The following is a 23,663-nucleotide window of genomic DNA, read 5'->3' as shown; positions in this document are numbered from 1 at the left end:
CAAAAAGCAAAATTTATGTTTATTTGTTGCATAGTGTAATTTATGTTACGCAACAAGACGTCACAAGACGCGATGACCAAAAACGGGCAGGAACCGGTCAGTCCGACACAATAACAAAGCCCAAATCACAGGAGGCCGCCGATGCAGGCGAAGGATGTCAAAACCGCCGATGACGCACGAAAACTGATTAAGGAACGAGACATCAAATTCGTCAAAATCGGTATTTTCGACGTCGACGGAATCATGCGCGGCAAATACATGCATCGCGACAAATTCCTGTCAGCACTCGATTCCGGTTTCGCCTTTTGTGATGTGGTTCTGGGTTGGGATTCAAATGACCAGCTCTATGACAAATCCGAGTTTACAGGATGGCACACGGCATATCCGGATGCACCGGTGCGCGTGATCCCCGAAAGCTGCCGCGAATTGCCGATGGAAGACGATACCGTTCTGTTCCTTGGCGAGTTCGAGGGACGGGCGGAAACCGTGTGCCCGCGTGGCACATTGCGCCGTGTCCTCGATAAAGCCGATCAGATGGGATATGACGTGTCGGCTGCCTGCGAGTTCGAGTTTTTCCTGTTCGAGGAAGATCCGCATTCTGTGCGTGAAAAGAACTATCGCAATCTCAAGAACATTACGCCGGGTTTTTACGGTTATTCGATGCTGCGCAATTCCGTGCATTCAGAATTCTATCATGACCTGCTTGAACTGGGTGAAAGGATGGATTTCCCGATTGAGGGACTTCATACCGAAACCGGTCCGGGTGTGCTGGAAGCCGCCATCGGTTATGACGAAGCATTAAGAGCCGCCGATAAAGCCGCATTGTTCAAAACCTTTACCAAGGTTCTGGCCCAGCGTGCCGGATGGATGGCGACCTTTATGGCGAAATGGTCACCTGATTGGCCGGGGCAGTCGGGTCATATGCATGTTTCGATCAAGGGCAAGGATGGCCGGGCGGCATTTTATGACGCCAACAAGCCGCACAATATGTCCGATGAAATGCGTTGGTTCCTTGGCGGTCAGCAGAAATTGATGCCGGAACTGCTGTCGATGGTGGCCTGCACGGTAAACAGTTATTCGCGACTGATCCCGGGTTTCTGGGCACCGACGACGGCAACGTGGGGTGTTGAAAACCGTACCACGGCTCTTCGTGTCATTCCGGGTAGTGCCAAATCGCAGCGTATTGAATATCGCATTGCGGCGGCGGATATTAACCCATATATCGCGCTTTCGGCGGCCATCGGTTCGGGGCTTTGGGGCATTGAAAACAAGGTGGAGCCGGGCAAAATGGTCGTCGGCAACGCCTATGCGCAGGAATTCCCCGAAGATACGACGTTGCCAGCGACCCTTTACGAGGCAGCCGGACGTTTGCGCAAATCCGCGGCGGCAAAAGCGCTGTTTGGTGAAGAATTCGTGACCCATTACGCCCAATCGCGGGAATGGGAAGAACGCGAATTCCGCAAGGCGATTACCGACTGGGAAATGCAGCGTTACTTCGAAATTATTTGATCTGTTGCACGGGGCGACGCATCGTCGCTTCGCGCCTGGTCACATATCTTAGCGCCCTAACTCATTCTCCAATTGTGAGGCATCATGTCTGAGAGTTTACGCACCATCTCGCCCGTTGATGGATCCGTTTATGTCGAGCGTCCGCTTGCCGGTGCCGCCGAGATCAACAAGGCACTTGATGTTGCCCGCGCCGCACAGGCCGAATGGCGCAATGTGCCGGTCGCGACCCGTCAGGAAATCCTGCGCAAGGCGGTTGCCGCCTTTGTTGCGAAAAAGGATGAAATTGCCGCCGAGATCAGCTGGCAGATGGGGCGGCCGATTTCGCAAGCTGGTGGCGAGGTTAACGGTTTCAAGGAACGCGCCGATTATATGATCGACATCGCGCCTGAGGCGCTTGGCGATTACAATCCGGGCGAGAAGGCCGGTTTTAACCGTTTCATCCGTCGCGAGCCATTGGGCGTCGTTGCGATCATCGCACCGTGGAACTTCCCGTATCTGACGGCGGTGAACGGTGTTGTTCCGGCCCTTATGGCGGGGAATGCGGTGGTGTTGAAGCATTCGCACCAGACCCCGCTTTGTGCCGAACGCTTTGCCGAGGCGTTTGAAGCCGCCGGTCTGCCCAAAGGATTGTTCCAGTATCTGCATCTGAGCCATGCGGATGCGGAAAAACTGATGGGCGATATCCGTATTGATTTCGTCAATTTCACCGGTTCGGTGCCGGGCGGTCATGCGGTTCAGAAAGCGGTTGGTGGCAAGTTCATCGCGACAGGTATGGAGCTTGGCGGCAAGGACCCGGCCTATCTGCGTTCGGACGTCAATATCAATCATGCGGTGGAAAACGTCATTGATGGCGCGTTCTTTAACAGCGGACAGTCGTGCTGCGGGATTGAACGGATTTACGCCCATGAAAGCGTTTTTGATGCCTTTGTCGAGAAGGCTGCCGGTCTTGTATCGCAATACCGCCTTGGCAGCCCGATTGATACGGAAACCAATCTTGGCCCGATGGTGCGTGCATCATCAGCGGCCTTCGTACGGGGCCAGATTGCCGATGCTATCCGCGACGGCGCAAAGGCATTGATCGACCCGTCGAAATTTGCCGCCAACAAGGAAGGCACCCCGTATCTGGCACCGCAGGTCTTGATCAATGTCGATCATTCGATGCGCGTCATGAGCGAGGAAAGCTTTGGCCCGGTCGTCGGCATTATGAAGGTGACATCCGACGATGAAGCCATTGCCCTGATGAATGACAGTGAATTCGGGCTGACGGCATCGATCTGGACAGCGGATGAGGATGCTGCCCTTTCGATTGGTGACCGGCTTCAGACCGGAACGGTTTTCATGAACCGTGCAGATTACCTTGATCCGGCACTGGCCTGGACGGGGGTGAAAAATTCGGGACGTGGATGCACGCTTTCGAAACTGGGTTACGAATCCCTGACCCGGCCCAAAAGTTTCCACCTGCGGACCAAGATTTAACGTGGCGTTTGCGCGCAAAGGATACAGAAATGACCAAGAAGATTGTTGGAAACTGGAACTTCCCGACCTCCGTGCGTTTTGGTCCGGGCCGTATTTCAGAACTGGCTGATGCCTGCAAGGCAACCGGCATGAAAAAGCCGTTGCTGATCACCGACGAGGGTCTTAAGGACCTGCCGATGGTGCGTGATGCAATTGCCGCAAACGAAGCCGCAGGGCTTCCGACCGGGCTGTTTGCCGGGGTGAAAGGCAACCCGACGGGCAAAAACGTTGAAGACGGTCTGGCGGTCTATCGTGCAGGCGGTCATGACGGTGTGATCGCCTTTGGTGGCGGTTCGGGCCTTGACGCGGCCAAGGCCGTTGCCCTAATGGCGGGGCAGACCCGCCCTATGTGGGATTTCGAGGATATCGGCGACTGGTGGACCCGTGCCGATCCGGCCGGTATCGCACCGATTGTTGCGGTTCCGACCACGTCGGGGACCGGTTCCGAAGTGGGCCGTGCCAGCGTGATCACCAAGGAAGATACACACGAAAAGAAAATCATCTTCCATCCGAAGATGTTGCCAGCCATCGTAATTTCCGATCCGGAACTGACCGTGGGCCTGCCGCCTCATGTGACGGCGGCAACCGGTGTTGATGCGTTTGTGCATTGTTTCGAAGCCCATTGTGCGCCGGGTTATCATCCGATGGCAGACGGTGTTGCCCTTGAAGGTATGCGCCTAATTGCCGATGCGCTGCCGCGAGCCTATGACAATGGCAAGGATATCGAGGCGCGTGCCGATATGCTTTCGGCAGCGTCGATGGGGGCAACAGCCTTCCAGAAGGGGCTTGGCGGTGTTCACGCACTGGCCCATCCGATCGGGGCGATTTTCGACACCCACCATGGCCTGACCAATGCCATCCTTTTGCCTTATGTCATGCGGGCCAACCGCCGTGCGATTGAAGGCAATTGTGAAACGATTTGCCGTTTGCTGGGCCTAGCTGCACCGGGCTTTGACACCTTGTTTGAATGGGTTCTGTCATTCCGGACGCGTCTTGGCATCGTCAATACGCTGGCGGAAATCGGTGTCGACGTAAACCGAGCCGACGAAGTCGCGACCAAAGCCAAGGGTGATCCGTCCGATGGAGGCAACCCGATTGAACTTTCGGTGGCTGATTATGCCGAAATCTTCCGTCAGGCCTGTGTCGGTGAGCTTGGCTAAGTTCAAGAAACGATAACCAGAACAATAACGGGATCAGGGTGTTATCATGGAAAACGTCAGAAAAATCCTGATTGTCGATGGCAATCGCCACGAAGTGAATGAATTCAACCGTTCACTGGGGGGATCGCCATCGGGCGAGGGGTATGAAGTGGCCCTGAGACGCCTTGATCCTGAACTTGATGTTACGATTGTCCGGCCTGCGGATGATGGGCCGGACTGTCTTCCCGACGGTGTGAAGCTTACCGATTTTGACGGCATTGCGTGGACCGGCTCGGCGCTGAATGCCTATATCGATGAAGACGCGGTTTTAAACCAGTTGCCATTGGCTAGGGCGACGGTTGAATCCGGTGTGCCGGTATTTGGCAGTTGCTGGGGCATGCAGATTGTTGCCCGTGCGTTTGGCGGTGAAGTGCGCGCATCGCCCAATGGGCGCGAGATCGGCGTGGGCCGCATGATCCGCCTGAACCGGGCAGGGGTTGCGCATCCGATGTATCGCGGGAAATCGGTCTGTTTTTCTGCACTGACCGTGCATATGGACGAAGTATCGGTTCCGCCCAAGGGGGCCGTGATCCTTGCCGGGAACGAACACAGCCATATTCAGGCGTTTGTGATGGAAAATGACGGCCTGAAATTCTGGGGCGTGCAATACCATCCGGAATATACGCTGGCGGAACTTGCCGCGATTTTCCGGCGGTACGGGCAGCGGTTGATTGATGCCGGATTGTTCGCCGATCAGGGGGCGCTTGAAACCATGGCGACCAACTGGATGACGCTGCATCAGGATCCGGATCGGCGCGATCTTGCGTGGCAATACGGGATTGATAATGATGCGCTGCGCTATGAACGCAGATTGCTGGAACTTGGCAACTGGTTGAAATATTCAGTCGGTAAAATTCGCAGTTAGATCGTTTCTTTGTAGGCGTTTAACGCGCGTTCCTGAACCGTTTTGCTATCAAGGTTCCAGACAGTTGTGCCGTGGGTTTCCGCCGTCAGACTTGCCATGGCAAGGCCGGTACCAATCGCGGCGTCAAAGCCGGTTTCCAGTTTGCTGAAAGCCGACAGGAAGCCCGAATAAAACGCATCCCCGGCTCCATTGACGTCAACGACCTTGGTTGGCAAAGGACGCCAGAAGGCAGTTTCACGGCCATCGGCAGATACGACACCCTTGGCACCCAGCGTGATGACAATATGGGGAATGCCATGATCGCGTAGAACCGTGATTGCGTTTTTGGCATCATCAATGTCGTTGATTTCAACACCGGATAAAACTTTTGCTTCTGCCCGGTTGGCGATCAGGACATCAAGTTTGTCCAGAAGTGGCTTGAAACGGGCCGATTTTGACGGGGATACGGTCGCGGCACAAAAGCGTGATGTGCCTTTCTGGTCGGCTAGCCAGATCAGCGTTTCGGTCGGCAGATTGGCATCGACCATCCACCAGGGCCAGTTTTGAATATTTGCCAGTTGATCAGCCAGAAGATCGTATGTCAGGCGGTCATAGATTTCGGCATCCATCAGGCCGAGGGCCAGTTCGCCGGTTTCGTCAAGGATGGCGGTGTAACCCGCGGTATGGCCGCCGGGGATTTTGCGGATTTGCCGGGTATCGATACCGATTTCCGATAAGGAGCGGATGATCTGATCGCCGTCGCCATCGTCGCCGACCGCACCCAGCATACCGACATTACATCCCAGCAACCGCAGGTGAACCGCGATATTGCGACTGACGCCACCGGGTTTGCGGTGCAGGGTCCGGACAGGGTTTGACGCCGCAGGCACGAATGTTTCCGTGCATTGCAGGGTTCGGTCAAAATGGGCTGCGCCAAGGCAAAGGATGTTGCTGGCAGGGTTGATCAAGATGATGCTCTGTTTATTGTTAAACGATCTTTGATGGCTGGCGCAAAGTCATAAGCTGCGGGGTCAATTCAACGCAAGCAAAACAAGAAGGGCGGCGTACGGGATCATCGTGCGCCGCCCTTTGGCTAACCTGGTTAGATCGGGTTTATTTCATCATGATACGATCATGGGTTGCCGGGGTCATCGGCGAATTCATGCCGATATATTCCGCCACTGCCTGTTCAAGGTTCGGACCGAAATCATAAACATCGGTTGCGTTATCGCGGAACAGGGCATAACCATCTCCGCCATTGCGCATGAAGTCGTTCGAGACAACACCATACGTTTTGGATGGGTCAATCTGAACGAAAGTACCGCCTTCATTGACCATAACGTTGGATACGCGCGATCCGGCCGGTGCGTTAAGGTCCAGATCGAATTTCAGACCGGAAACCTGCGGGAACTGGCCCTTGCCCTCGGATACCATTGATACGCCATGTTCAAGGGACGCCACGATATCGGCACCGGTCAGTTTGAAGGTTGCCAGAGCATTCTGGAACGGCAGAACCGTCAGGACTTCGCCCATTGTCACGGTACCTTCGTCAATGTTGGCACGGATACCGCCACCATTCTGGATGGCGATCTGATACCCTTCGCCAGCTTTCCACAGCATTGCATCGGCAATCAGGGAACCCATAGCGCATTCCATCGCGCGGCAGCTTTCACGCGATCCATCGGCGGCCGTGGTGAAGCTTCCGACCTCAACCGTGCGAATGGCATCTACCGCACCGCTGACTTCGGCGATTTTCGCCAGAACGTCGTCGGCCGGTTTGATACTGGCATCAAGGGTGATCGGTTCGCCCGACCATGCCTTTGCAACGCCGTCATCGTCAAAGGTGACCTCAAGCGCGCCGAGATAGCGGCTATAGGCGTAGGCCTGAACGACCAGAACTGGTTTGCCATCCGGTGCGGTTTCAACGACCGGGTAGGGATAGTCGGCCTTTTCATTGGTGTTCGAGAAGAGCTGGTTGTCATGTCCGCCAACGATGACATCGATGCCGCTGACGGTTTTTGCCAGTTCAAAATCCTTGTAGGACCCGGAATGGCTCATAACGATAATTTTGTTGATGCCCTTCAGGCGCAGGCGGGCAACGGAATAGCGCAACGCCATTTCGGAATCGGTGATGCTGACATGATCACCCGGGCTTGAAATATCCGGGGTTTCTTCGGTCGTGATACCGATCAGGCCGATTTTCTCGCCACCGAATTCGATGATGGTGTCAGGCTTGATGAAGCCTTCAAGGCCGGAACCGCCAAGCGGCTTGACGTTGGCCGACAGAACCGGAATTTTGCTGGCCTTGATGAAGGCGGCAAGAACATCGGGACCGTCGTCAAATTCGTGATTGCCGATGGTCATGGCATCATAGCCCGCCATTGCCATCAGTTCGGCGGTCAGTTTGCCCTTGTAGGTCGAATAATAAAGCGACCCCTGGAACTGATCACCACCATCGAGAACAAGGACATTGCCGCCCATGGCGCGATTGTCGCGAATGGCGGTTGCAAGGCGCGCGTAACCGCCAAAGCATTTGCCTTCGGTTTCGTCTTCTGCGCTGCAGCTGTTGTTGTATTTGGTAACTGATTCAACGCGATCATGAACGTCGTTGGTGTGCAGGATACGAAGATCATAATCCGCAAGTGCCGAACCGGCACCAAAAGTCAGCATCGTACAGGCCGAAAGAAGCCCGGCAATTTTCCGTTTCATTTTTTATCTCCGAACAAGCCGTTGCACCGGGATCCCTCGCCCCAGCGTGGCATGAAAAGTCAAATCCCTGAACGCACGCGATCCTAGCATTAAAATTCCGGCGGGGGTACGCCCGGTTGATGACGTGACGGTTAAATTGTCGATCTGCATTTGTTCGGGCGGGGTGTTGTATTTTCATTGCAATGCAGAATCGGACGGCGCCGTTTTCGGGGCAGTAGGCCGAATTGTAGAAATGGCGCGCGGTGCAATTATGAAATTCTTTAAGAAATAGTATCGGCAGCGGCTAAAATGTCAGCGTTTGCTAATGCGGTAAAAACTAAGGGAAACCCCGCAGATAGACGCCAAAATGACAAGCTGGGGTAGAATGAATTCTGACCGAATGGACAGGTTTTGTGTCAATGGTCCGTGCTCTGCTATTTACAGAGTACCGTATTTTGTAGTTACCATAGGCGTTCTGTAGCAGATACGCACAAGAGGCACCGGTATCCGGGGCAAAAAAAGCGGTGCTGCTGCATGAAACACTTTTTCGATGAGGGAGTCCTGCCGGTTAAGGGCGCTGGCGGGATATAAAAGAGAATCAAGCAATAGAAGGGCATCGGAATGAAAAAGCTTCTGACCTCCATGGTCGCGGCTGTTGCATGCTATGCAGGTGTAGCGAGCGCAGCAGAAATCAACCCGGCAGTCGTTTATGACATGGGTGGCCGTTTTGACCGTTCGTTTAACCAGGGCGCATATAACGGTGCCGAAAAATACAAGGCCGACAAGGGCGTCGAGTATCGCGATTTCGAGATCCAGAACGATTCGCAGCGCGAACAGGCAATGCGCAACTTCGCACGCCGTGGCATGAACCCGATTGTTGCAATCGGCTTCTCGCAGGCGTCCGCCCTTGAGAAAGTTGCAACCGAATTCCCCGACACCAAGTTCACGATCGTTGATATGGTTGTTGACCTGCCGAACGTTCAGTCGGTGGTTTTCAAGGAACATGAAGGTTCGTTCCTGGTTGGTGTTCTGGCAGCCATGGCATCGGAAACCGGCAAGGTCGGCTTCATCGGTGGCATGGACATTCCGCTGATCCGCAAATTTGCCTGCGGTTATGCACAGGGCGTTAAACACGCCAATGGCGATGCCGAAGTTTTCCAGAACATGACCGGCACCACCGGTGCGGCATGGAATGACCCGGTTAAAGGTGGCGAGCTTGCGAAATCGCAGTTCGACCGAGGGGCTGACGTTGTCTATCACGCAGCAGGCGGCACCGGTGTCGGTGTTCTGCAGGCGGCGGCGGATGCCGGCAAGCTTGGTATCGGCGTTGACTCCAACCAGAATGCCCTGCATCCGGGTTCGGTTCTGACCTCAATGCTCAAACGTGTTGACGTTGCTGTTTACGAAGCGTTCGACGCGGCAGCCAACGATACATGGAAGCCGGGCGTCACCGTTCTTGGTCTTGCAGAAGGCGGTGTTGACTGGGCTCTTGACGAGAACAACGAAAAGCTTATCACCGACGACATGAAAGCGGCTGTTGCCAAAGCCAAGGAAGAAATCATTTCCGGCAACCTTGAAGTCCACGATTACATGAGCGACAGCGCCTGCCCGATGTAAGGCAGGACGAACAAACCGGGGATTTGTAGTGTCGGATACGATGCATCAAATGCACGGCGCTGGGGAGACCGGTGCCGTGCAACCCGCTATTGAACTGCGCGGTATAGACAAGCGGTTCGGTGCGGTACACGCGAATAAATCAATCGATCTGAAAGTCGAAAAAGGTACGATTCACGGCATCGTCGGGGAAAACGGTGCAGGGAAATCGACCTTGATGAGCATTCTATACGGTTTTTATCAGGCCGATGGGGGCACCATCCATGTCGATGGCAGGCTTTGCGATATCAAGGGATCGGAAGACGCCATTGCGGTTGGCATCGGCATGGTCCATCAGCATTTCATGCTGGTTGAGCCTTTCACGGTTCTTGAAAACGTTATTCTGGGTGTCGAGGGTGGGGCGATCCTGCGCCAGGGCGTTGATAAAGCCCGCGGGGAGCTTAAGCGTCTGGAGCGCGAATATGCGCTCGACGTTAATCCCGATGCCATTGTGGGTGATCTGTCTGTTGGCTTGCAGCAGCGCGTTGAAATTCTGAAGGCCCTTTATCGGGGGGCCGAAATCCTTATTCTGGATGAACCGACCGGGGTTCTGACCCCGCAGGAAGCCGATCATCTATTCCGCATTCTAGAAACCCTGAAACAGCAGGGCAAAACGGTTGTTCTGATCACGCATAAACTGCGCGAAATCATGGCGGCAACGGACAATGTTTCCGTGATGCGCCATGGTGAAATGGTGGCTCATCGCAAAACGGCCGAAACCAGCCCCGAAGAACTTTCCGAACTGATGGTCGGCCGCAAGGTGCTTTTGCGCCTTGAAAAGGGCGAAGCCGCACCGGCGGCAACGGTTCTTGAGGTCGATAATCTGTGCGTTGAAACATCGCAGGGTGTGCGCAAGGTAAAGAATGCCAGCTTTTCGGTGCGCGCCGGTGAAATCGTCGGTATTGCCGGGGTTTCCGGCAACGGGCAAAGCGAACTTCTTGAAGCGCTTGGCGGGATCCGTGCCGTAACCGAGGGGCAGGTGCTACTGAACGGGCAGGATGTGACACCGGGACGCGGTGTTGATGCTGCCGAGCTGCGTAAGCGCGGTGTCGCCCATGTGCCTGAGGACCGCCATCGCATGGCAATGGTGACGTCATTTTCGGCCAAGGAAGCCGCCATTCTCGGTTATGAGGATGACGCGGCCTATCAGAAGGGCATGTTCCTGAACTGGCATGCGATTTCCGATGCGACCGAACATATGATGTCAGAATTCGATGTACGGCCAAATGATCCCGATCTGAAAGCAGCCAATTTTTCCGGCGGCAACCAGCAGAAACTGGTTTTGGCGCGTGAAATCATGCGTGACCCGGAACTTCTTCTGGTCGGACAGCCGACGCGGGGTGTCGATATCGGCGCCATCGAATTCATTCACAAACGTATTGTTGCGATGCGCGATGCTGGCAAAGCCGTCCTGCTGGTATCCGTCGAACTGGACGAAATCATGTCTCTTGCCGACCGCATACTGGTGATGTGTGATGGTTCCATCATCGGTGAAGTTTCTGCTGCTGATGCTAATGAACGGGTGCTTGGCCTGATGATGGCCGGGGTTGATCCCCATGAAGCCAAAGCTGCGGAGGGGCAGGCATGAGTGACAGTGTTCAACTGCCGCGCTGGATTGATGTTGGCGCGTTGCCGCTGCTTAATCTTTTGCTGGCGCTCGTTGTTTCGGGGCTTGTTGTTCTGGCGATTGGTGAAAGTCCGACGCAAGTCGTTGAAATCCTGCTTTATGGTGCGTTCGGCTATGAAGAGGCGTGGGGTTATACGCTTTATTACACCACCAACTTCATCTTTACCGGTCTGGCCTTTGCTGTGGCATTCCATTGCGGGCTGTTCAATATCGGTGCCGAGGGGCAGGCCTATGTCGGGGGGCTTGGTGTCATTCTGGCGGCCCTTTACCTTGATTTCCTGCCATTCCCGATCATGCTGATCGTTGCCATTCTGGCCGCGGCAATTTTCGGTGCGGCATGGGCCTATATACCTGCTTATTTGCAGGCACGTCGCGGATCTCATGTCGTGATCACCACGATCATGTTCAACTTCATTGCGTCGTCGCTGATGGTTTATCTGCTGGTCAATGTTCTGCGCCCGCAGGGATCAATGACCCCGGAAACCGAACAGATCGCTGAACATCTGCGTTTGCCGTTCATTCATGACATCGCTGCAAGCCTTGGTCTGGAGATGGCAAGTAGCCCGCTGAACCTGTCGTTTGTTTATGCGCTTGTCTGCAGTATTCTGGTCTGGCTGTTCATCTGGCATACAAGATGGGGTTATGCGATCCGCACTGTGGGGGCCAATGCGGTCGCCGCGACCTATGCCGGGATCGAGCCGGGGCGATATATCATCATGGCGATGATGATTTCAGGTGCGCTTTCGGCGTTCATGGCGCTTAACGAAGTAATGGGTGTTCAGCACCGGTTGCTGATCGATTTTACGGCCGGTTACGGCTTTGTCGGGATTGCGGTTGCCCTGATGGGGCGCAATCATCCGTTTGGTATTTTCCTGGCGGCATTGCTGTTTGGGATGCTGTATCAGGGCGGGGCGGAGCTCAGCTTTGAAATCCCGACGATTTCGAACGATATGGTCGTGGTTATTCAGGGGCTTGTTATCCTGTTTACCGGTGCGATGGAACATATGTTCCGTCCGCGCGTGACCCGGATTTATACAGCGTGGCATTTGCGCCGCCGTGCGCAGGAGGCCGCATAATGGATAATTTTGAACTGGTTATCCTGCTTCTGGATGCGACGCTTCGGACATCGACCCCGCTTATTCTTGCCGCACTGGCCGGGATGTTTTCAGAACGGTCGGGTACGATCAACCTGGCACTTGAAGGCATGATGCTGGGCGGGGCGTTTTCGGCTGCTGCGGTGGCTTATTATATCGGAAATCCCTGGGCCGGGTTGCTGGCTGCAATCGCGACGACGATCTGCCTTTCGCTTCTGCATGGTTTTGCCTGCATCACGCATAAGGGCAATCAGGTCGTGTCGGGCATGGCGATCAATATCCTGATGTCGGGTCTAACGGCATTGGTCGGGATTGCCCTGTTTGCGCAGGGCGGTAAGACTCCGTCGCTTGATCATGGATCGCGGTTCCAGCCGATTACCTTGCCCGGCGCGGATGCCGTTGCCGATGTCCCGGTTCTGGGATCGATTTATTCAGAATTGCTGAGCGGTCATAACATCCTTGTCTATGTCGCGTTTCTGGCAGTACCAGCCGCGTGGTGGGTGATGTATCGCACCCGTTTCGGTTTGCGTCTGCGTGCGGTTGGTGAAAACCCGGGGGCCGTTGATACCGCTGGTATCGACGTGGTTGGCATGCGTTATCGGGCGGTGATTTGCAGTGGTGTTCTTGTCGGCATGTCGGGGGCGTATCTTTCAACCGCGCAGGGTGCGTCGTTCCTGCAGGATATGACGGCGGGCAAGGGTTATATTGCGCTGGCGGCGATGGTATTTGGTAAATGGCGGCCTTTCCCGGCACTGTTTGCGTGCCTGCTGTTTGGTTTCCTTGATGCCGCGGCAACCCGCATGCAGGGTGTTATCCTGCCGGGGATCGGCGAGGTGCCGGTGCAACTGGTGCAGGCATTGCCCTATATTTTGACGGTGATCCTGCTGGCGGGCTTTATTGGCCGCGCCATTCCGCCCAAATCGCTTGGTCGTCCGTATGTGAAGGAACGCTGATCGCGCTGCGATTAGCTTCCCGATCCGGCATAACTGGCAAACGAGGCTGTGATGAATTGCAAACAGGTCTTTTCCATCATTGCCGTTCTGACGGTTTCGATACCCGCGATGGTTTTTGCCTTGCAGGCCGCAGAAATTGCATCGGCAGTTGTTTATTCGACCAGTGCAGCGTGGAAGGACCGCGAGCCGTGGTGCGGAACTGGCAGCTACACAGATCGGTCTTGGTGCGGATGTTGTTTTGCAACTGGCCGGTGGCACGGGAATTGGCATTCTGCAGGTAAAAGTGGATGCCGGAAAGCTTGAGATTGTATCAGATGCAAACCAGAACGGACTGCATTCGTAATCGATTCTGACATCGATGGTTAAGCATGTCGATGTTGCCGTTTTCGAGGCATTCGCGGCGGTGCGAGATGGGGACTGGAAACCGGGTATTCTAAGTCTTGGCCTTGCCGAAGACGGGGTTGACTGGACGTTAGACGATTAACAGGGACCTGATCATGCCTGCGATGAAGGATGCGGCCGATGCGGCGCGCAACGACATCATCAACGCCAGGTTACGGTTCACGACTATATGCAGAATGGAACCTGCCCGCGATAAGCGGCAGGAAAAACAGGATAAGACATATGACATCGCAAACTGTAACCAACGCCCCCCGCGATTTGATTGATGTGGCACTTGCCGCGCGTGACAGGGCATATGCGCCCTATTCGAAATTCCACGTCGGCGCAGCCCTTCGGACGGAGCGCGGGCAGATCATTGCCGGATGCAATGTTGAAAACGCGGCCTATCCCGAAGGTGTGTGTGCCGAGGCCGGGGCGATTTCGGCGATGGTTCTGTCGGGTGAAACCAAGTTTGACGAAATCGTCGTTGTGGGGCTGGGGGATGTTGCCTGTACGCCATGTGGCGGGTGTCGCCAGAAAATCCGGGAATTCACTGGATCGGATGCGACGATCTATATCATCAATGATGCAGGCAAAACGCTTTTGACCCTGACACGTGAAGAACTTATTCCCCATTCCTTCGGGCCGGAGAATTTGAAATGAGCAACGTCAAAGCCGCATTGGAAATCATTGCCGCCAAGGCACCGGGCTTTAAGGCCGAGGTCGCACTTGTTCTTGGCAGTGGGCTGGGGGGCGTTGTTGACGCCGTCAGTGATGCAATCAAAATTTCCTATACCGACCTGCCGGGATTTCCTAAGCCGACGGTGGAGGGCCACGGCGGGCAGTTGGTGCTTGGCAGGATTGGTGGTGTATTGGTTGCCGTCATGCAGGGGCGGGCGCATTATTATGAACATCGCCGTTCGGATTTGATGAGCGAGCCGCTCGAGACATTGCGTGAATTGGGTGCCGACCGGCTTATCCTTACCAATGCGGCAGGGTCGCTTATTCCCGAGGCATCACCGGGGAACCTGATGCTGATTACGGATCATATCAGCCTGTTTGGGCCCAATCCGTTGATCGGATATCATGGCAATGATCGTTTTGTCGGAATGGATGTGCCGTATGATCCGGAAATCGGATCGGGTTTGAAAAATACAGCGGCGGAGCTTGGCATTAATCTGTTTGAAGGCACTTATTGCTGGTGCACCGGGCCGAGTTTCGAAACGCCGGCCGAAATTCGCGCGCTTAAGGTTCTGGGGGCGGATGCGGTGGGCATGTCGACGGTGCCGGAAAACATTCTTGCCCGTCGTTTGGGATTCCGGGTGGCGGCTGTTTCAAACATCACCAATCTGGCCGCGGGCATGAGCCCGACTGCCCTTAGTCATGAACAGACGCTTGAGATGGCGAAAGAAGGATCTGCCAATTTAATCAAGATCCTGCTGCGTTATTTTTCAAGTGATGCATGAGTCTGTTTCAAACGGGTTTGGAAACGTAATTCAATAATAAGCGCGCAGGAGACAGCATATGCTGCCGCAGGAAATCATTCGCCGCAAACGTGAAGGCGAAGTTCTGACAGACGCCGAAATCGCCTTTTTCGTCAAAGGCATTGCCGATGAAAGCATCAGCGAGGGGCAGGTTGCCGCCCTTGCCATGGCGATTTTTTTTAACGGCATGACCATGGATGAACGTGCGGCCCTTACGCGCAATATGCGCGATTCCGGCACCGTTCTTGATTGGAAGGCGCTTGGCCTTGACGGGCCGATTGTCGACAAGCATTCGACTGGTGGGGTTGGCGACAAGGTCAGTCTGGTGCTGGGGCCGATTGTTGGTGCTTGCGGCGCATTTGTTCCGATGATTTCGGGGCGGGGGCTTGGCCATACGGGCGGGACGCTGGACAAATTTGATTCCATTCCCGGCTATCGCACCGCGCCGACCCTGGATGAATTTGCCAAGGTCACCCGTGAAGTCGGTTGTGCGATCATCGGGCAGACCGCCGATCTTGCCCCTGCGGACAAGCGTTTCTATGGCATTCGTGATGTTACCGCGACGGTGGAAAGCATTCCGTTGATTACCGCATCGATCCTGTCGAAAAAACTGGCGGCGGGTCTGGATGCGCTGGTGATGGATGTCAAATTCGGATCGGGTGCGTTCATGAATGAATATGATCGTGCGCGCGAACTGGCCGAAAGCATCACCGAAGTCGCAACCCGCAATGGTGTACCGACAACGGCCCTTTTGACCGATATGGAGCAGGTTCTGGGCGATACGGTCGGTAATGCGCTTGAAATGCACGAGGCGGTTGATTTCCTGACGGGCAAACATCAGGAACAGCGTGTTTATGATGTCACGATGGCGTTGGCAGCGGAAATGCTGGCACTGACCGGTGTTGCAACCGATGTTGCCGATGGGCTGCAAAAAGCCAGCGACGCCCTGACATCGGGCAAGGCAGCGGAGGTATTTGGTAAAATGGTGTCGGCCCTTGGCGGACCGGTCGATTTCATTGAAAACACATCGGCCCATCTTGAGACGGCACCGATGATCAAGCCGGTACGTGCCGCAAAGACCGGGCGGGTGGTATCAATGGATGCGCGCAAGGTGGGGCTTGCGCTGGTTGCGTTGAAAGGTGGCCGGACGCGTGCGGATCAGAAGATCGACTTTGCTGTCGGCTTTACCGATTTCATCAAGGTCGGACAGGCGGTTTCGGCCGAAACGCCGCTTTGTAACGCTCATGTCCGCGATCAGGCACAGCTTGACGAAGCGACGGCCCTTTTGCGCGAGGCAATCGTCATTGGCGATGGCGAGGTCGCCAGAACCGGTTCTGCAGCAGCAGTTAGCGAACGGATTGTTGCCCGTACCAAAGGGTGATTAATCGGGCGCGCAAAAATGCAGAAGGCCGGGCAGGAAGGATGATTGCCCGGCCTCTTTGTTTGGTCTGTGTGGCTAGTTTCGTGTGCTTTCCATGATCATGGTAGCTGCCTTTTCCGCGATCATGATGGTCGGTGAATTGGTATTGCCCGATGTAATGGTGGGCATGATTGAGGCATCGGCAATCCGAAGCCCGTCAAGCCCGCGCAGGCGCAATTGCGGGTCAACCACCGATGCCGGGTCCGCACCCATGCGACATGTGCCAACAGGGTGGAAAATTGTCGTGCCGATATTGCCCGCGGCTTTGACCAGATCATCCTCGGTCTCGTATGACGGGCCGGGTTTGAATTCTTCGGGCCGGTACGGGGCAAGGGCGGGCTGATTGGCAATTTTGCGGGTCAAACGGATTGAATCAACCGCGACCTTTTTATCGGCATCCGCACTGAGGTAATTTGGTGCGATGGCCGGTTGGTCGCGAAAATCGGGTGATTTCAGGTGGATGCTGCCGCGACTTTGCGGGCGCAGATTGCAGACACTTGCCGTAAAGGCCGGAAAGGGATGGACAGGATCACCGAACTTTTCAAGCGATAGTGGCTGCACATGATATTGCAGGTTTGCCGTTTCAAATGATGCGTCCGATTTGGTGAAGATGCCAAGCTGGCTTGGGGCCATCGACATCGGCCCTGATTGATTAAACAGGTATTCCAGCGCGATCCCGGCCTTGCCGACAAGGCTGCTGGCCTGTTCGTTCAGGGTGCGGATGCCGCTGACCTTGAAGGCGCAGCGCAGTTGCAGGTGATCCTGAAGGTTTTCACCGACCTGTGCACTTTCATGAATGGTTTGAATGCCATGTTCTTGCAGGACATCGCCCCGACCAATACCCGACAGTTCCAGAATATGCGGTGATCCGACGGCACCGGCCGACAGAACGATTTCACGACGTGCCGTGACGGTTTCAACCTGGCCATTGCGGTCATATTCAACGCCGGTCACGCGACCGTTTTCAATGATCAGGCGACGAACTTGCGCATGCGCGCGCAGTTCCAGGTTCTTGCGCGACAGGGCAGGTTTCAGAAATGCCTTCGAGGTATTCCAGCGAATGCCGCGTTTCTGGTTGACGGCGAAATAGCCCGACCCTTCGTTATTGCCGCGGTTGAAGTCGGCGATCTTCGGGATGCCTGCCTGTTCGGCGGCATCCTGAAACGCATCAAGGATTTCCCAGCGCACGCGCGCCTGTTCAACCCGCCATTCGCCGCCTGACCCGTGCATATCATCTGAGCCGAGATAGTAATCTTCGGATTTTCTGAAATGCGGCAAGACATCATCCCAGCCCCAATCGTTACATCCCGATTGCCGCCAGTGATCATAATCGGCAGCCTGACCACGCATATAGATCATGCCGTTGATCGACGAACACCCGCCCAGAACCTTGCCGCGCGGATATCCCAGTGATCGGCCATTCAGGCCGTTCTCTGCCTCGGTTTTGAAGCACCAGTCAACATTCGGATTGCCAATGCAATAAAGGTAACCCACGGGAATGTGAATCCATGGATTGGTATCCTTGCCGCCGGCCTCTAGCAGAAGAATGCTGGCCTCGCCCAATTCCGAGAGGCGATTGGCCAGTGTGCATCCGGCAGAACCGGCGCCAATGATAATGTAATCAAAGCTATCCAATGATCGAACTCCGTTGCGTGACGCGGGGATCATTCCGGACAGGGTAAGGTCGTGTGATCATGTTTTCTATCCTCCCAGTGATATCGTTGTTTTGGCAGCACAATTGGCTGCATTTGATTTTGGCTGTAACGCTATCATTGATCGCCGGGATCGGAAATATAATCGATGGTGGGATGCGTTCCACGATACGGAAAACTCCGAAAGTAATTGAAAATTGGAATAATTATATAAAAATCAAACTGTTGCGAAGAGATTGTGATGTCGTAAGTTGATGGCATATCACAGCGTTTCACAGCACATATGCTGCCTTATGGCCGGAGCATCCGATGATCCGATTTCCTCTGATTGACAAGCTTCCGATCTCGTCGACCGGTGCCAACCCGGCATCGCCCCGCCGACCCGGAGCATTACGGCGGCAGGCCGGGCTTTGGGGCGGGATGATCCTGTTTGTTGCCATGGTGCTGATGGAGCCACCAAGTGGCATGAGTTCGATTGCCTGGTACTCGGCATCCCTTGCCGCCTTGATGGCCGTTTGGTGGTTGTCGGAAGCGATCCCGATAGCGGCAACAGCACTGGTGCCGGTCGCCCTGGCGCCGGTATTTGGTTTGGCATCGGTTGCACAGGTAACGCCGCACTATGCCAATCCCCTGATATTCATGTTTTTGGGGGGATTCATCATTGCGATCGCCATGGAGCACTGGAACCTGCATCGACGCATTGCGCTGATGATCCTGAAAACGGTAGGGTTTAGGCCGCGTGCTCTTGTCGGGGGCTTCATAACCGCCACGGCATTCCTTTCGATGTGGGTCAGTAATACCGCAACCGCGACGATGATGTTGCCGATTGCGCTTTCGATTGTGAATTTGCTTCGCGACAATGAAACGGAACCGTCCAGAGGCATTGAGGAGGACGATGAAAGTGTGACGGAAAAGCTTGCTCCGCTGACGCGCAATTTTGCGCTGGCGCTTCTATTCGGGATTGCCTTTGGTGCGAGCATCGGCGGGATCGGGACCCTGATCGGGACGCCGCCGAATGCGTTGCTTGCCGGTTATCTTGCCAGTAACTTTGATGTCAGCATAGGGTTCGGGCAATGGATGATGCTGGGGGTTCCGTTTGCTGCGGTCCTTTTGCTATTCTGCTGGTGGATACTGACATCTGTTGTCTATCCGCAGGCGGATGATCTTCCGGAAAATGCACGACATGCTTTGGCGCGTGATATTGCCGCACTGGGACCGATGTCACGCGGGGAGAAGTCGGTTGCCATCGTCTTTGTGGCTACGGCCTGCCTGTGGCTTTTCCGACCGCTGATCGAGGTGGCTTTGCCCGATGTCCCGATCAGCGATGCATCGATTGCGATGTTTGCTGCGATTGCCTTGTTTGCGATCCCGGTCAAGGCACGTGAAAATCTTTATGTGCTGGATTGGAAGGCGACATTGCGGTTGCCTTGGGGCGTTTTGCTTTTGGTGGGCGGCGGACTGGCGTTAGGGGCGTTGATCAATGACAGCGGCCTTGCGGCCTGGATTGCCGGAAATGCCGGTGCTTTACCAGACCTGCCGGTGTTCGTGCAGATCGGTCTGATTGCCTTGATGGTGATCCTGATCAGCCATCTGACATCCAATACGGCGACGGCTGCAACCTTTTTGCCTCTGGTGGCAACTTATGCGTTGGGCGAGGGCATCGACCCGCTATTGCTTGCCGTGCCGGTGGCGATTGCCGCGAGCTGTGCCTTCATGTTGCCGGTGGCAACGCCCCCGAATGCTATTGTTTTTGCCAGCGGCTATCTGAAAATTGGCGATATGGTTCGCGCCGGTGCGGTTGTGAACCTTGCCGGGCTTGCTCTGCTGGTGGTGTTTTCCATGATTCTGGTGCCCATTCTGTTTAAATAACAACTTCTTTGTGCGCAGGGCTTGCATTGCCGTTCATTAGAAAGCATTTTGATCGGTAACGAAAATTAACAATCAAAGACGAAAATTCAGGGCGGAAGGAAACAATATGGGCAAGCTTGATCGGCGGCGTCGCGAAATTCTTGAACTGGTCGCGGCGAACAGTTTCATGACGATTGACACATTGGCCGATCATTTTGCCGTTACCCCCCAGACCATTCGACGTGATATCAACGAGATGGCCGAAGAAGGGCTTGTTGCGCGTTATCATGGCGGGGCGGCCAGCCTTTCGACCACGGAAAACACGGCATATACTGATCGTCAGGTTCTTAACCTTGGCAGCAAGCGCGAGATTGCCAAGCTGGTGGCGCAGCATATCCCCGAAGGGGCGTCGATATTCATCAATATTGGCACCACGAATGAAGAGGTTGCGCGCGCGTTATCGTCACACAAGAGCCTGAAAATCATCACCAATAACCTGCATGTCGCCCAGATTTGTGCCGCCAACCCGGGCTTTGAGGTGATTATTGCCGGTGGCGTTGTTCGTCAGCGTGACTTTGGCGTGATTGGTGAGGCGACCATCGATTTTATCAACCAGTTCAAGGTGGATTACGCGATTGTCGGGATTTCCGGCGTTGACGAAGATGGTAGTCTGATGGATTTCGACTATCGCGAAGTCCGGGTGGCGCGTGCGATCATTTCCAATGCCCGCCAGACGTTCCTGTGTACCGATGCATCGAAATTCGGGCGTCGCGCGATGGTGCGGTTGGGGCATCTTTCGGAAATTGACGCCCTGTTTACCGACCGTCATCCCGGCCCGGTTTGGGCCGATGTCATCCGTGAAGCGGATTTGTCGGTTTATACCGCGAATTGACCGGCAACAACGATTTGCGATCAGGCAACCATATGGTCGCCGCGCTTGCCCATCCGCATGGTGATCGGACCTTGGGACGAACCATTGAGCATCTGGGTCAGATGTTCATTATGGGCGTCATTAATATCGTTTGTCGGACCCGACCAGTAAACTTTGCCCGCGTGCATCATCACAAGGTTAGCGTAACGCGTGCGTGCGATCTGCATATCATTGGTAATGGTAATGACGGTGGTACCGCGCTGGGTCGCGATCTTGCTGATCATCAGTTCGATATGGTTCGACAGAACCGGATCAAGACCTGCGGTCGGATTATCAAGCAGCAGAATTTCCGGATCGGTTGAAATGGCACGCGCAATGCCAACGCGCTTTTGCATGCCGCCGGAAAGATCACCCGGGGAAAGAAAGGCACTGTCTTCGGACAGGCCAACATGACCAAGCAGGTCTACTGCATGATCCTTGGCTTCTTTGCGGGTCATGGTTCCGCGCTCTATCTGGCGAAAACAGATATTTTCCCAAACCTTCATGCTGTCAAACAGGGCGTTTTGCTGAAACAGCATGCCAATCCGTTCGGCCCAATGTTTTCGCGCAGGCGAACTGACCTGGCTGACATCGTCACCGCCCAGCATGATCTTACCGCTGTCGGCTCCGTGAAGACCGACGATACATTTCAAAAGCACGCTTTTACCCGCCGCCGACGGGCCGATGATCGCCATGGTTTCACCCTTGCCGAGCGACAGGCTGACATCATCAAGCGCAGTATTCGGACCGAACTTTTTGGTCAGTGACTGAACCGTGATGAAGCCCGATGTTGACGCAGCGGTAGCAGGTGTGGAGGGCGTGGTCATGAAGATGTTTATCCATTGCTGTTTGCCCGCCGATCTTCGGCATTTGACGGGCAGGGGGCAAGCCCGAAATTTGCAAAAAAGAAAACGGCCCCGTTTCGGGGGGCCGTTTCCGGTACGCAATCTGTGGAAGTCCACCGGGCGTTTTGCCTAGTGAGACAGGATCTGGCTGAGAAACAGCTTGGTCCGTTCGCTTTTCGGGTTCGCAAAGAATTCCTGCGGTCCCGCCATTTCAACGATTTCACCGGCGTCCATGAACACGACGCGGTCGGCGACTTCTTTGGCGAAGCCCATTTCGTGGGTCACGCAAAGCATGGTCATGCCTTCCTTGGCGAGTTCGACCATAACGTCGAGCACTTCCTTGACCATTTCCGGGTCAAGGGCCGAAGTCGGTTCATCGAACAGCATGATTTTCGGCTGCATGCAGAGCGAGCGGGCGATTGCCACACGCTGTTGCTGACCGCCGGAAAGCTGGCCGGGGAATTTGTGCGCCTGCTCTGCAATCCTGACACGTTCCAGATAGTGCATCGCTAGATCAATGGCTTCTTTCTTGGGCATCTTGCGAACCCAGATCGGGGCAAGCGTCAGGTTTTCCAACACGGTCATGTGCGGGAAAAGGTTGAAGTGCTGGAACACCATGCAGACTTCGCGGCGCACGGCTTCGATGTTTTTGACATCGTCGCCAAGCAGAATGCCATCAACGGTGATTTCGCCGCTCTGATAGGTCTCAAGACGGTTGAGTGTGCGGATCAGGGTCGATTTACCCGAACCGGACGGCCCGCAGATAACGATGCGCTCGCCCTTGCGGACATGCAGGTCGATATCCTTGAGAACATGGAAATTGCCATACCATTTGTTGGCCTTGCTGACGGTGATCACTTCCTCGTTCGACGGAGGAGGGACAACGCCATTGGTGGTTTGTACTTCTGTAGCTGTCATTGTTTTTTTCCTCTCTCCTTACCGTTGCTCGCCCTTGCGGAGCTCTTTTTCAAGATAGGCCGAATATTTGGCCATGGAGAAACAGATCAGGAAGAAAATTGCCGAGGCGAAGGCATAACCCTCGACGTAGTATTTCGTCCATGCTGGGTCGCTGCGCAGTGCCAGCTTGACGGTGCCAAGGAAGTCGAACAGACCGATGATGACCACCAGTGTCGTATCCTTGAGCATCGAAATGAAGCTGTTCACGGTCGGCGGGATTACCAGACGCAAAGCCTGCGGCAGGATGATCAGGCGCATGGACTGCCAATAGGACAGGCCAAGGCTGTCGCCGGCTTCGAACTGGCCCCGCGGCACAGCCTGGAGACCGCCACGGAACACCTCGGCAAGATAGGCCGCGGTGAACAGAATGATACCGATCTGCGCGCGCAGCAGTTTGTCGATGGTCACACCGTCCGGAAGAAACAGCGGGAACATGACAGATGCCATGAACAGAACCGTAATCAGCGGCACACCACGGATCACTTCAATATAGACAACCGAGATCGTCTTGATCGCAGGCATATTCGACTGACGTCCCAGTGCCAGAAGCAAGCCCAGCGGGAAGGCAAAGATGATGCCGATCGCCGACAGGATCAGAGTCAGCGGAAGTCCGCCCCAATAGCTGTTCTGCACATAGGTCAGGCCAAGTGCACCGCCCCACATCAGGATGGCAATGATCGGAACTCCGATCACCCACATCGGGATGATTGCCTTGCGGAAGGAAGGATATTTAACCCCGCCAAGGCTGAAGCAAATGATGCCCATCAGGACAATCATTGCCAAAAGCGGACGCCATTGTTCGTCGTACGGATAGGTTCCAAACAGAATGAGACGCAAGTTGGCGTTTACAAAGCCCCAGCATGCGCCGGTGACTTCGGCACAACCTTCGATGGAGGGCGTCAGCGTTGCATTGATGATCCCCCAGTTCACGAGTGGCGGAATAAGCCACACAAGGAATGCGATGGAGCCTAGTGTCAGGAGGGTGTTGAACCAACCGTCAAACAGGTTCTTTTTTGACCATGTAACTGCACGGGCAGAAAAAGTGCCTGTAGGAAGCGGAGGTAATTTTGCCTTATCTGCCATC

21 protein-coding genes are annotated in these 23,663 nt (G+C 54.9%); 15 read left to right on the top strand and 6 right to left on the bottom strand.

Going from position 1 to position 23,663, the window contains the following annotated elements; translation table 11 throughout:
• Nucleotides 1-141: 141 nt before the first annotated feature.
• The 4 genes from BC440_RS10755 (at nucleotide 142) to BC440_RS10740 (ending at nucleotide 5,088) form a co-directional block, all read left to right on the top strand.
• Entirely contained in the window at nucleotides 142-1,509 is a 1,368-nt protein-coding gene (locus BC440_RS10755) for a glutamine synthetase (RefSeq protein WP_071240107.1), read from the top strand.
• An 84-nt stretch (nucleotides 1,510-1,593) separates the two neighbouring features.
• Nucleotides 1,594-2,985: an aldehyde dehydrogenase family protein gene (locus BC440_RS10750; RefSeq protein ID WP_071240106.1), complete on the top strand. Its 1,392-nt coding sequence runs from the start codon at nucleotides 1,594-1,596 to the stop codon at nucleotides 2,983-2,985.
• Nucleotides 2,986-3,014: 29 nt separating this feature from the next.
• Entirely contained in the window at nucleotides 3,015-4,184 is a 1,170-nt protein-coding gene (locus BC440_RS10745) for an iron-containing alcohol dehydrogenase (protein WP_071240105.1), read from the top strand.
• 46 nt (nucleotides 4,185-4,230) lie between these two features.
• Nucleotides 4,231-5,088 carry a type 1 glutamine amidotransferase gene (locus BC440_RS10740; RefSeq protein ID WP_071240104.1) on the top strand — a complete coding sequence of 286 codons (858 nt, stop codon included), beginning with the start codon at nucleotides 4,231-4,233 and terminating at the stop codon, nucleotides 5,086-5,088.
• Here the strand turns inward: BC440_RS10740 and BC440_RS10735 are convergent.
• Entirely contained in the window at nucleotides 5,085-6,035 is a 951-nt protein-coding gene (locus BC440_RS10735) for a carbohydrate kinase family protein (RefSeq protein ID WP_071240103.1), read from the bottom strand. The genes BC440_RS10740 and BC440_RS10735 overlap by 4 nt on opposite strands.
• A 145-nt stretch (nucleotides 6,036-6,180) precedes the next feature.
• Complete coding sequence (locus tag BC440_RS10730; RefSeq protein ID WP_071240102.1) at nucleotides 6,181-7,776, bottom strand: bifunctional metallophosphatase/5'-nucleotidase; 1,596 nt, start codon at nucleotides 7,774-7,776, stop codon at nucleotides 6,181-6,183.
• Nucleotides 7,777-8,376: 600 nt separating this feature from the next.
• Between BC440_RS10730 and BC440_RS10725 the strand changes: the two genes are divergently transcribed.
• The 9 genes from BC440_RS10725 to deoA all read left to right on the top strand — a co-directional run bounded on the left by BC440_RS10725 (nucleotide 8,377) and on the right by deoA (nucleotide 16,328).
• On the top strand, nucleotides 8,377-9,372 hold the full coding sequence (locus BC440_RS10725; protein ID WP_071240101.1) for a BMP family ABC transporter substrate-binding protein: 996 nt from the start codon (nucleotides 8,377-8,379) through the stop codon (nucleotides 9,370-9,372).
• A gap of 49 nt (nucleotides 9,373-9,421) precedes the next feature.
• Nucleotides 9,422-10,996: an ABC transporter ATP-binding protein gene (locus BC440_RS10720; protein ID WP_071240220.1), complete on the top strand. Its 1,575-nt coding sequence runs from the start codon at nucleotides 9,422-9,424 to the stop codon at nucleotides 10,994-10,996.
• On the top strand, nucleotides 10,993-12,111 hold the full coding sequence (locus tag BC440_RS10715; RefSeq protein WP_071240100.1) for an ABC transporter permease: 1,119 nt from the start codon (nucleotides 10,993-10,995) through the stop codon (nucleotides 12,109-12,111). The genes BC440_RS10720 and BC440_RS10715 overlap by 4 nt, the downstream gene beginning before the upstream one ends.
• The gene (locus tag BC440_RS10710) at nucleotides 12,111-13,082 is read left to right on the top strand and encodes an ABC transporter permease (RefSeq protein WP_071240099.1); all 972 of its coding nucleotides are present in this window, start codon (nucleotides 12,111-12,113) and stop codon (nucleotides 13,080-13,082) included. Before BC440_RS10715 ends, BC440_RS10710 begins: the two co-directional genes overlap by 1 nt.
• Nucleotides 13,083-13,230: 148 nt before the next feature.
• Entirely contained in the window at nucleotides 13,231-13,425 is a 195-nt protein-coding gene (locus BC440_RS10705; RefSeq protein ID WP_139192108.1) for a hypothetical protein, read from the top strand.
• Nucleotides 13,426-13,440: 15 nt separating this feature from the next.
• Nucleotides 13,441-13,566, top strand: coding sequence for a hypothetical protein (locus BC440_RS23620; protein WP_278371619.1), 126 nt, complete (start codon nucleotides 13,441-13,443; stop codon nucleotides 13,564-13,566).
• Nucleotides 13,567-13,595: 29 nt separating this feature from the next.
• The gene (gene cdd / locus BC440_RS10700; protein WP_348769613.1) at nucleotides 13,596-14,126 is read left to right on the top strand and encodes a cytidine deaminase; all 531 of its coding nucleotides are present in this window, start codon (nucleotides 13,596-13,598) and stop codon (nucleotides 14,124-14,126) included.
• Nucleotides 14,123-14,929, top strand: a complete 807-nt coding sequence (locus BC440_RS10695; RefSeq protein WP_071240096.1) for a purine-nucleoside phosphorylase — start codon at nucleotides 14,123-14,125, stop codon at nucleotides 14,927-14,929. The genes cdd and BC440_RS10695 overlap by 4 nt, the downstream gene beginning before the upstream one ends.
• A gap of 58 nt (nucleotides 14,930-14,987) precedes the next feature.
• Entirely contained in the window at nucleotides 14,988-16,328 is a 1,341-nt protein-coding gene (gene deoA / locus BC440_RS10690) for a thymidine phosphorylase (protein WP_071240095.1), read from the top strand.
• A gap of 75 nt (nucleotides 16,329-16,403) precedes the next feature.
• Here the strand turns inward: deoA and BC440_RS10685 are convergent, their stop codons facing one another.
• On the bottom strand, nucleotides 16,404-18,035 hold the full coding sequence (locus BC440_RS10685; RefSeq protein WP_071240094.1) for a GMC family oxidoreductase N-terminal domain-containing protein: 1,632 nt from the start codon (nucleotides 18,033-18,035) through the stop codon (nucleotides 16,404-16,406).
• Nucleotides 18,036-18,328: 293 nt separating this feature from the next.
• Here BC440_RS10685 and BC440_RS10680 point away from each other — a divergent pair, with 293 nt between their 5' ends.
• Nucleotides 18,329-19,888 carry a DASS family sodium-coupled anion symporter gene (locus tag BC440_RS10680; RefSeq protein WP_071240093.1) on the top strand — a complete coding sequence of 520 codons (1,560 nt, stop codon included), beginning with the start codon at nucleotides 18,329-18,331 and terminating at the stop codon, nucleotides 19,886-19,888.
• Between the two features lie 106 nt (nucleotides 19,889-19,994).
• On the top strand, nucleotides 19,995-20,759 hold the full coding sequence (locus tag BC440_RS10675) for a DeoR/GlpR family DNA-binding transcription regulator (RefSeq protein ID WP_037987529.1): 765 nt from the start codon (nucleotides 19,995-19,997) through the stop codon (nucleotides 20,757-20,759).
• Between the two features lie 20 nt (nucleotides 20,760-20,779).
• Here BC440_RS10675 and BC440_RS10670 read toward each other — a convergent pair whose 3' ends face one another.
• From BC440_RS10670 to BC440_RS10660, 3 genes are all read right to left on the bottom strand, one after another.
• Complete coding sequence (locus BC440_RS10670; protein ID WP_071240092.1) at nucleotides 20,780-21,604, bottom strand: ATP-binding cassette domain-containing protein; 825 nt, start codon at nucleotides 21,602-21,604, stop codon at nucleotides 20,780-20,782.
• Between the two features lie 147 nt (nucleotides 21,605-21,751).
• Complete coding sequence (locus BC440_RS10665; protein WP_071240091.1) at nucleotides 21,752-22,540, bottom strand: amino acid ABC transporter ATP-binding protein; 789 nt, start codon at nucleotides 22,538-22,540, stop codon at nucleotides 21,752-21,754.
• Nucleotides 22,541-22,558: 18 nt separating this feature from the next.
• Nucleotides 22,559-23,662, bottom strand: coding sequence for an amino acid ABC transporter permease (locus tag BC440_RS10660; RefSeq protein WP_007092144.1), 1,104 nt, complete (start codon nucleotides 23,660-23,662; stop codon nucleotides 22,559-22,561).
• Nucleotide 23,663 lies beyond the last annotated feature (1 nt).

This window comes from Thalassospira sp. MIT1004 (genome assembly GCF_001858545.1).
GTDB classification, from domain to species: domain Bacteria; phylum Pseudomonadota; class Alphaproteobacteria; order Rhodospirillales; family Thalassospiraceae; genus Thalassospira; species Thalassospira xiamenensis.
Note: the sequence above shows the minus strand (reverse complement) of the source record. Positions and strands in the feature narration are given on the sequence as shown.

Coding starts and splice junctions, on each gene's coding strand:
- BC440_RS10755 (WP_071240107.1), top strand. CDS start 142: ATGCAGGCGAAGGATGTCAAAACCGCCGATGACGCACGAAAACTGATT.
- BC440_RS10750 (WP_071240106.1), top strand. CDS start 1,594: ATGTCTGAGAGTTTACGCACCATCTCGCCCGTTGATGGATCCGTTTAT.
- BC440_RS10745 (WP_071240105.1), top strand. CDS start 3,015: ATGACCAAGAAGATTGTTGGAAACTGGAACTTCCCGACCTCCGTGCGT.
- BC440_RS10740 (WP_071240104.1), top strand. CDS start 4,231: ATGGAAAACGTCAGAAAAATCCTGATTGTCGATGGCAATCGCCACGAA.
- BC440_RS10730 (WP_071240102.1), bottom strand. CDS start 7,776: ATGAAACGGAAAATTGCCGGGCTTCTTTCGGCCTGTACGATGCTGACT.
- BC440_RS10725 (WP_071240101.1), top strand. CDS start 8,377: ATGAAAAAGCTTCTGACCTCCATGGTCGCGGCTGTTGCATGCTATGCA.
- BC440_RS10720 (WP_071240220.1), top strand. CDS start 9,422: ATGCACGGCGCTGGGGAGACCGGTGCCGTGCAACCCGCTATTGAACTG.
- BC440_RS10715 (WP_071240100.1), top strand. CDS start 10,993: ATGAGTGACAGTGTTCAACTGCCGCGCTGGATTGATGTTGGCGCGTTG.
- BC440_RS10710 (WP_071240099.1), top strand. CDS start 12,111: ATGGATAATTTTGAACTGGTTATCCTGCTTCTGGATGCGACGCTTCGG.
- BC440_RS23620 (WP_278371619.1), top strand. CDS start 13,441: ATGGTTAAGCATGTCGATGTTGCCGTTTTCGAGGCATTCGCGGCGGTG.
- cdd (WP_348769613.1), top strand. CDS start 13,596: ATGCGGCCGATGCGGCGCGCAACGACATCATCAACGCCAGGTTACGGT.
- BC440_RS10695 (WP_071240096.1), top strand. CDS start 14,123: ATGAGCAACGTCAAAGCCGCATTGGAAATCATTGCCGCCAAGGCACCG.
- deoA (WP_071240095.1), top strand. CDS start 14,988: ATGCTGCCGCAGGAAATCATTCGCCGCAAACGTGAAGGCGAAGTTCTG.
- BC440_RS10685 (WP_071240094.1), bottom strand. CDS start 18,035: ATGATCCCCGCGTCACGCAACGGAGTTCGATCATTGGATAGCTTTGAT.
- BC440_RS10680 (WP_071240093.1), top strand. CDS start 18,329: ATGATCCGATTTCCTCTGATTGACAAGCTTCCGATCTCGTCGACCGGT.
- BC440_RS10675 (WP_037987529.1), top strand. CDS start 19,995: ATGGGCAAGCTTGATCGGCGGCGTCGCGAAATTCTTGAACTGGTCGCG.
- BC440_RS10670 (WP_071240092.1), bottom strand. CDS start 21,604: ATGACCACGCCCTCCACACCTGCTACCGCTGCGTCAACATCGGGCTTC.
- BC440_RS10665 (WP_071240091.1), bottom strand. CDS start 22,540: ATGACAGCTACAGAAGTACAAACCACCAATGGCGTTGTCCCTCCTCCG.
- BC440_RS10660 (WP_007092144.1), bottom strand. CDS start 23,662: ATGGCAGATAAGGCAAAATTACCTCCGCTTCCTACAGGCACTTTTTCT.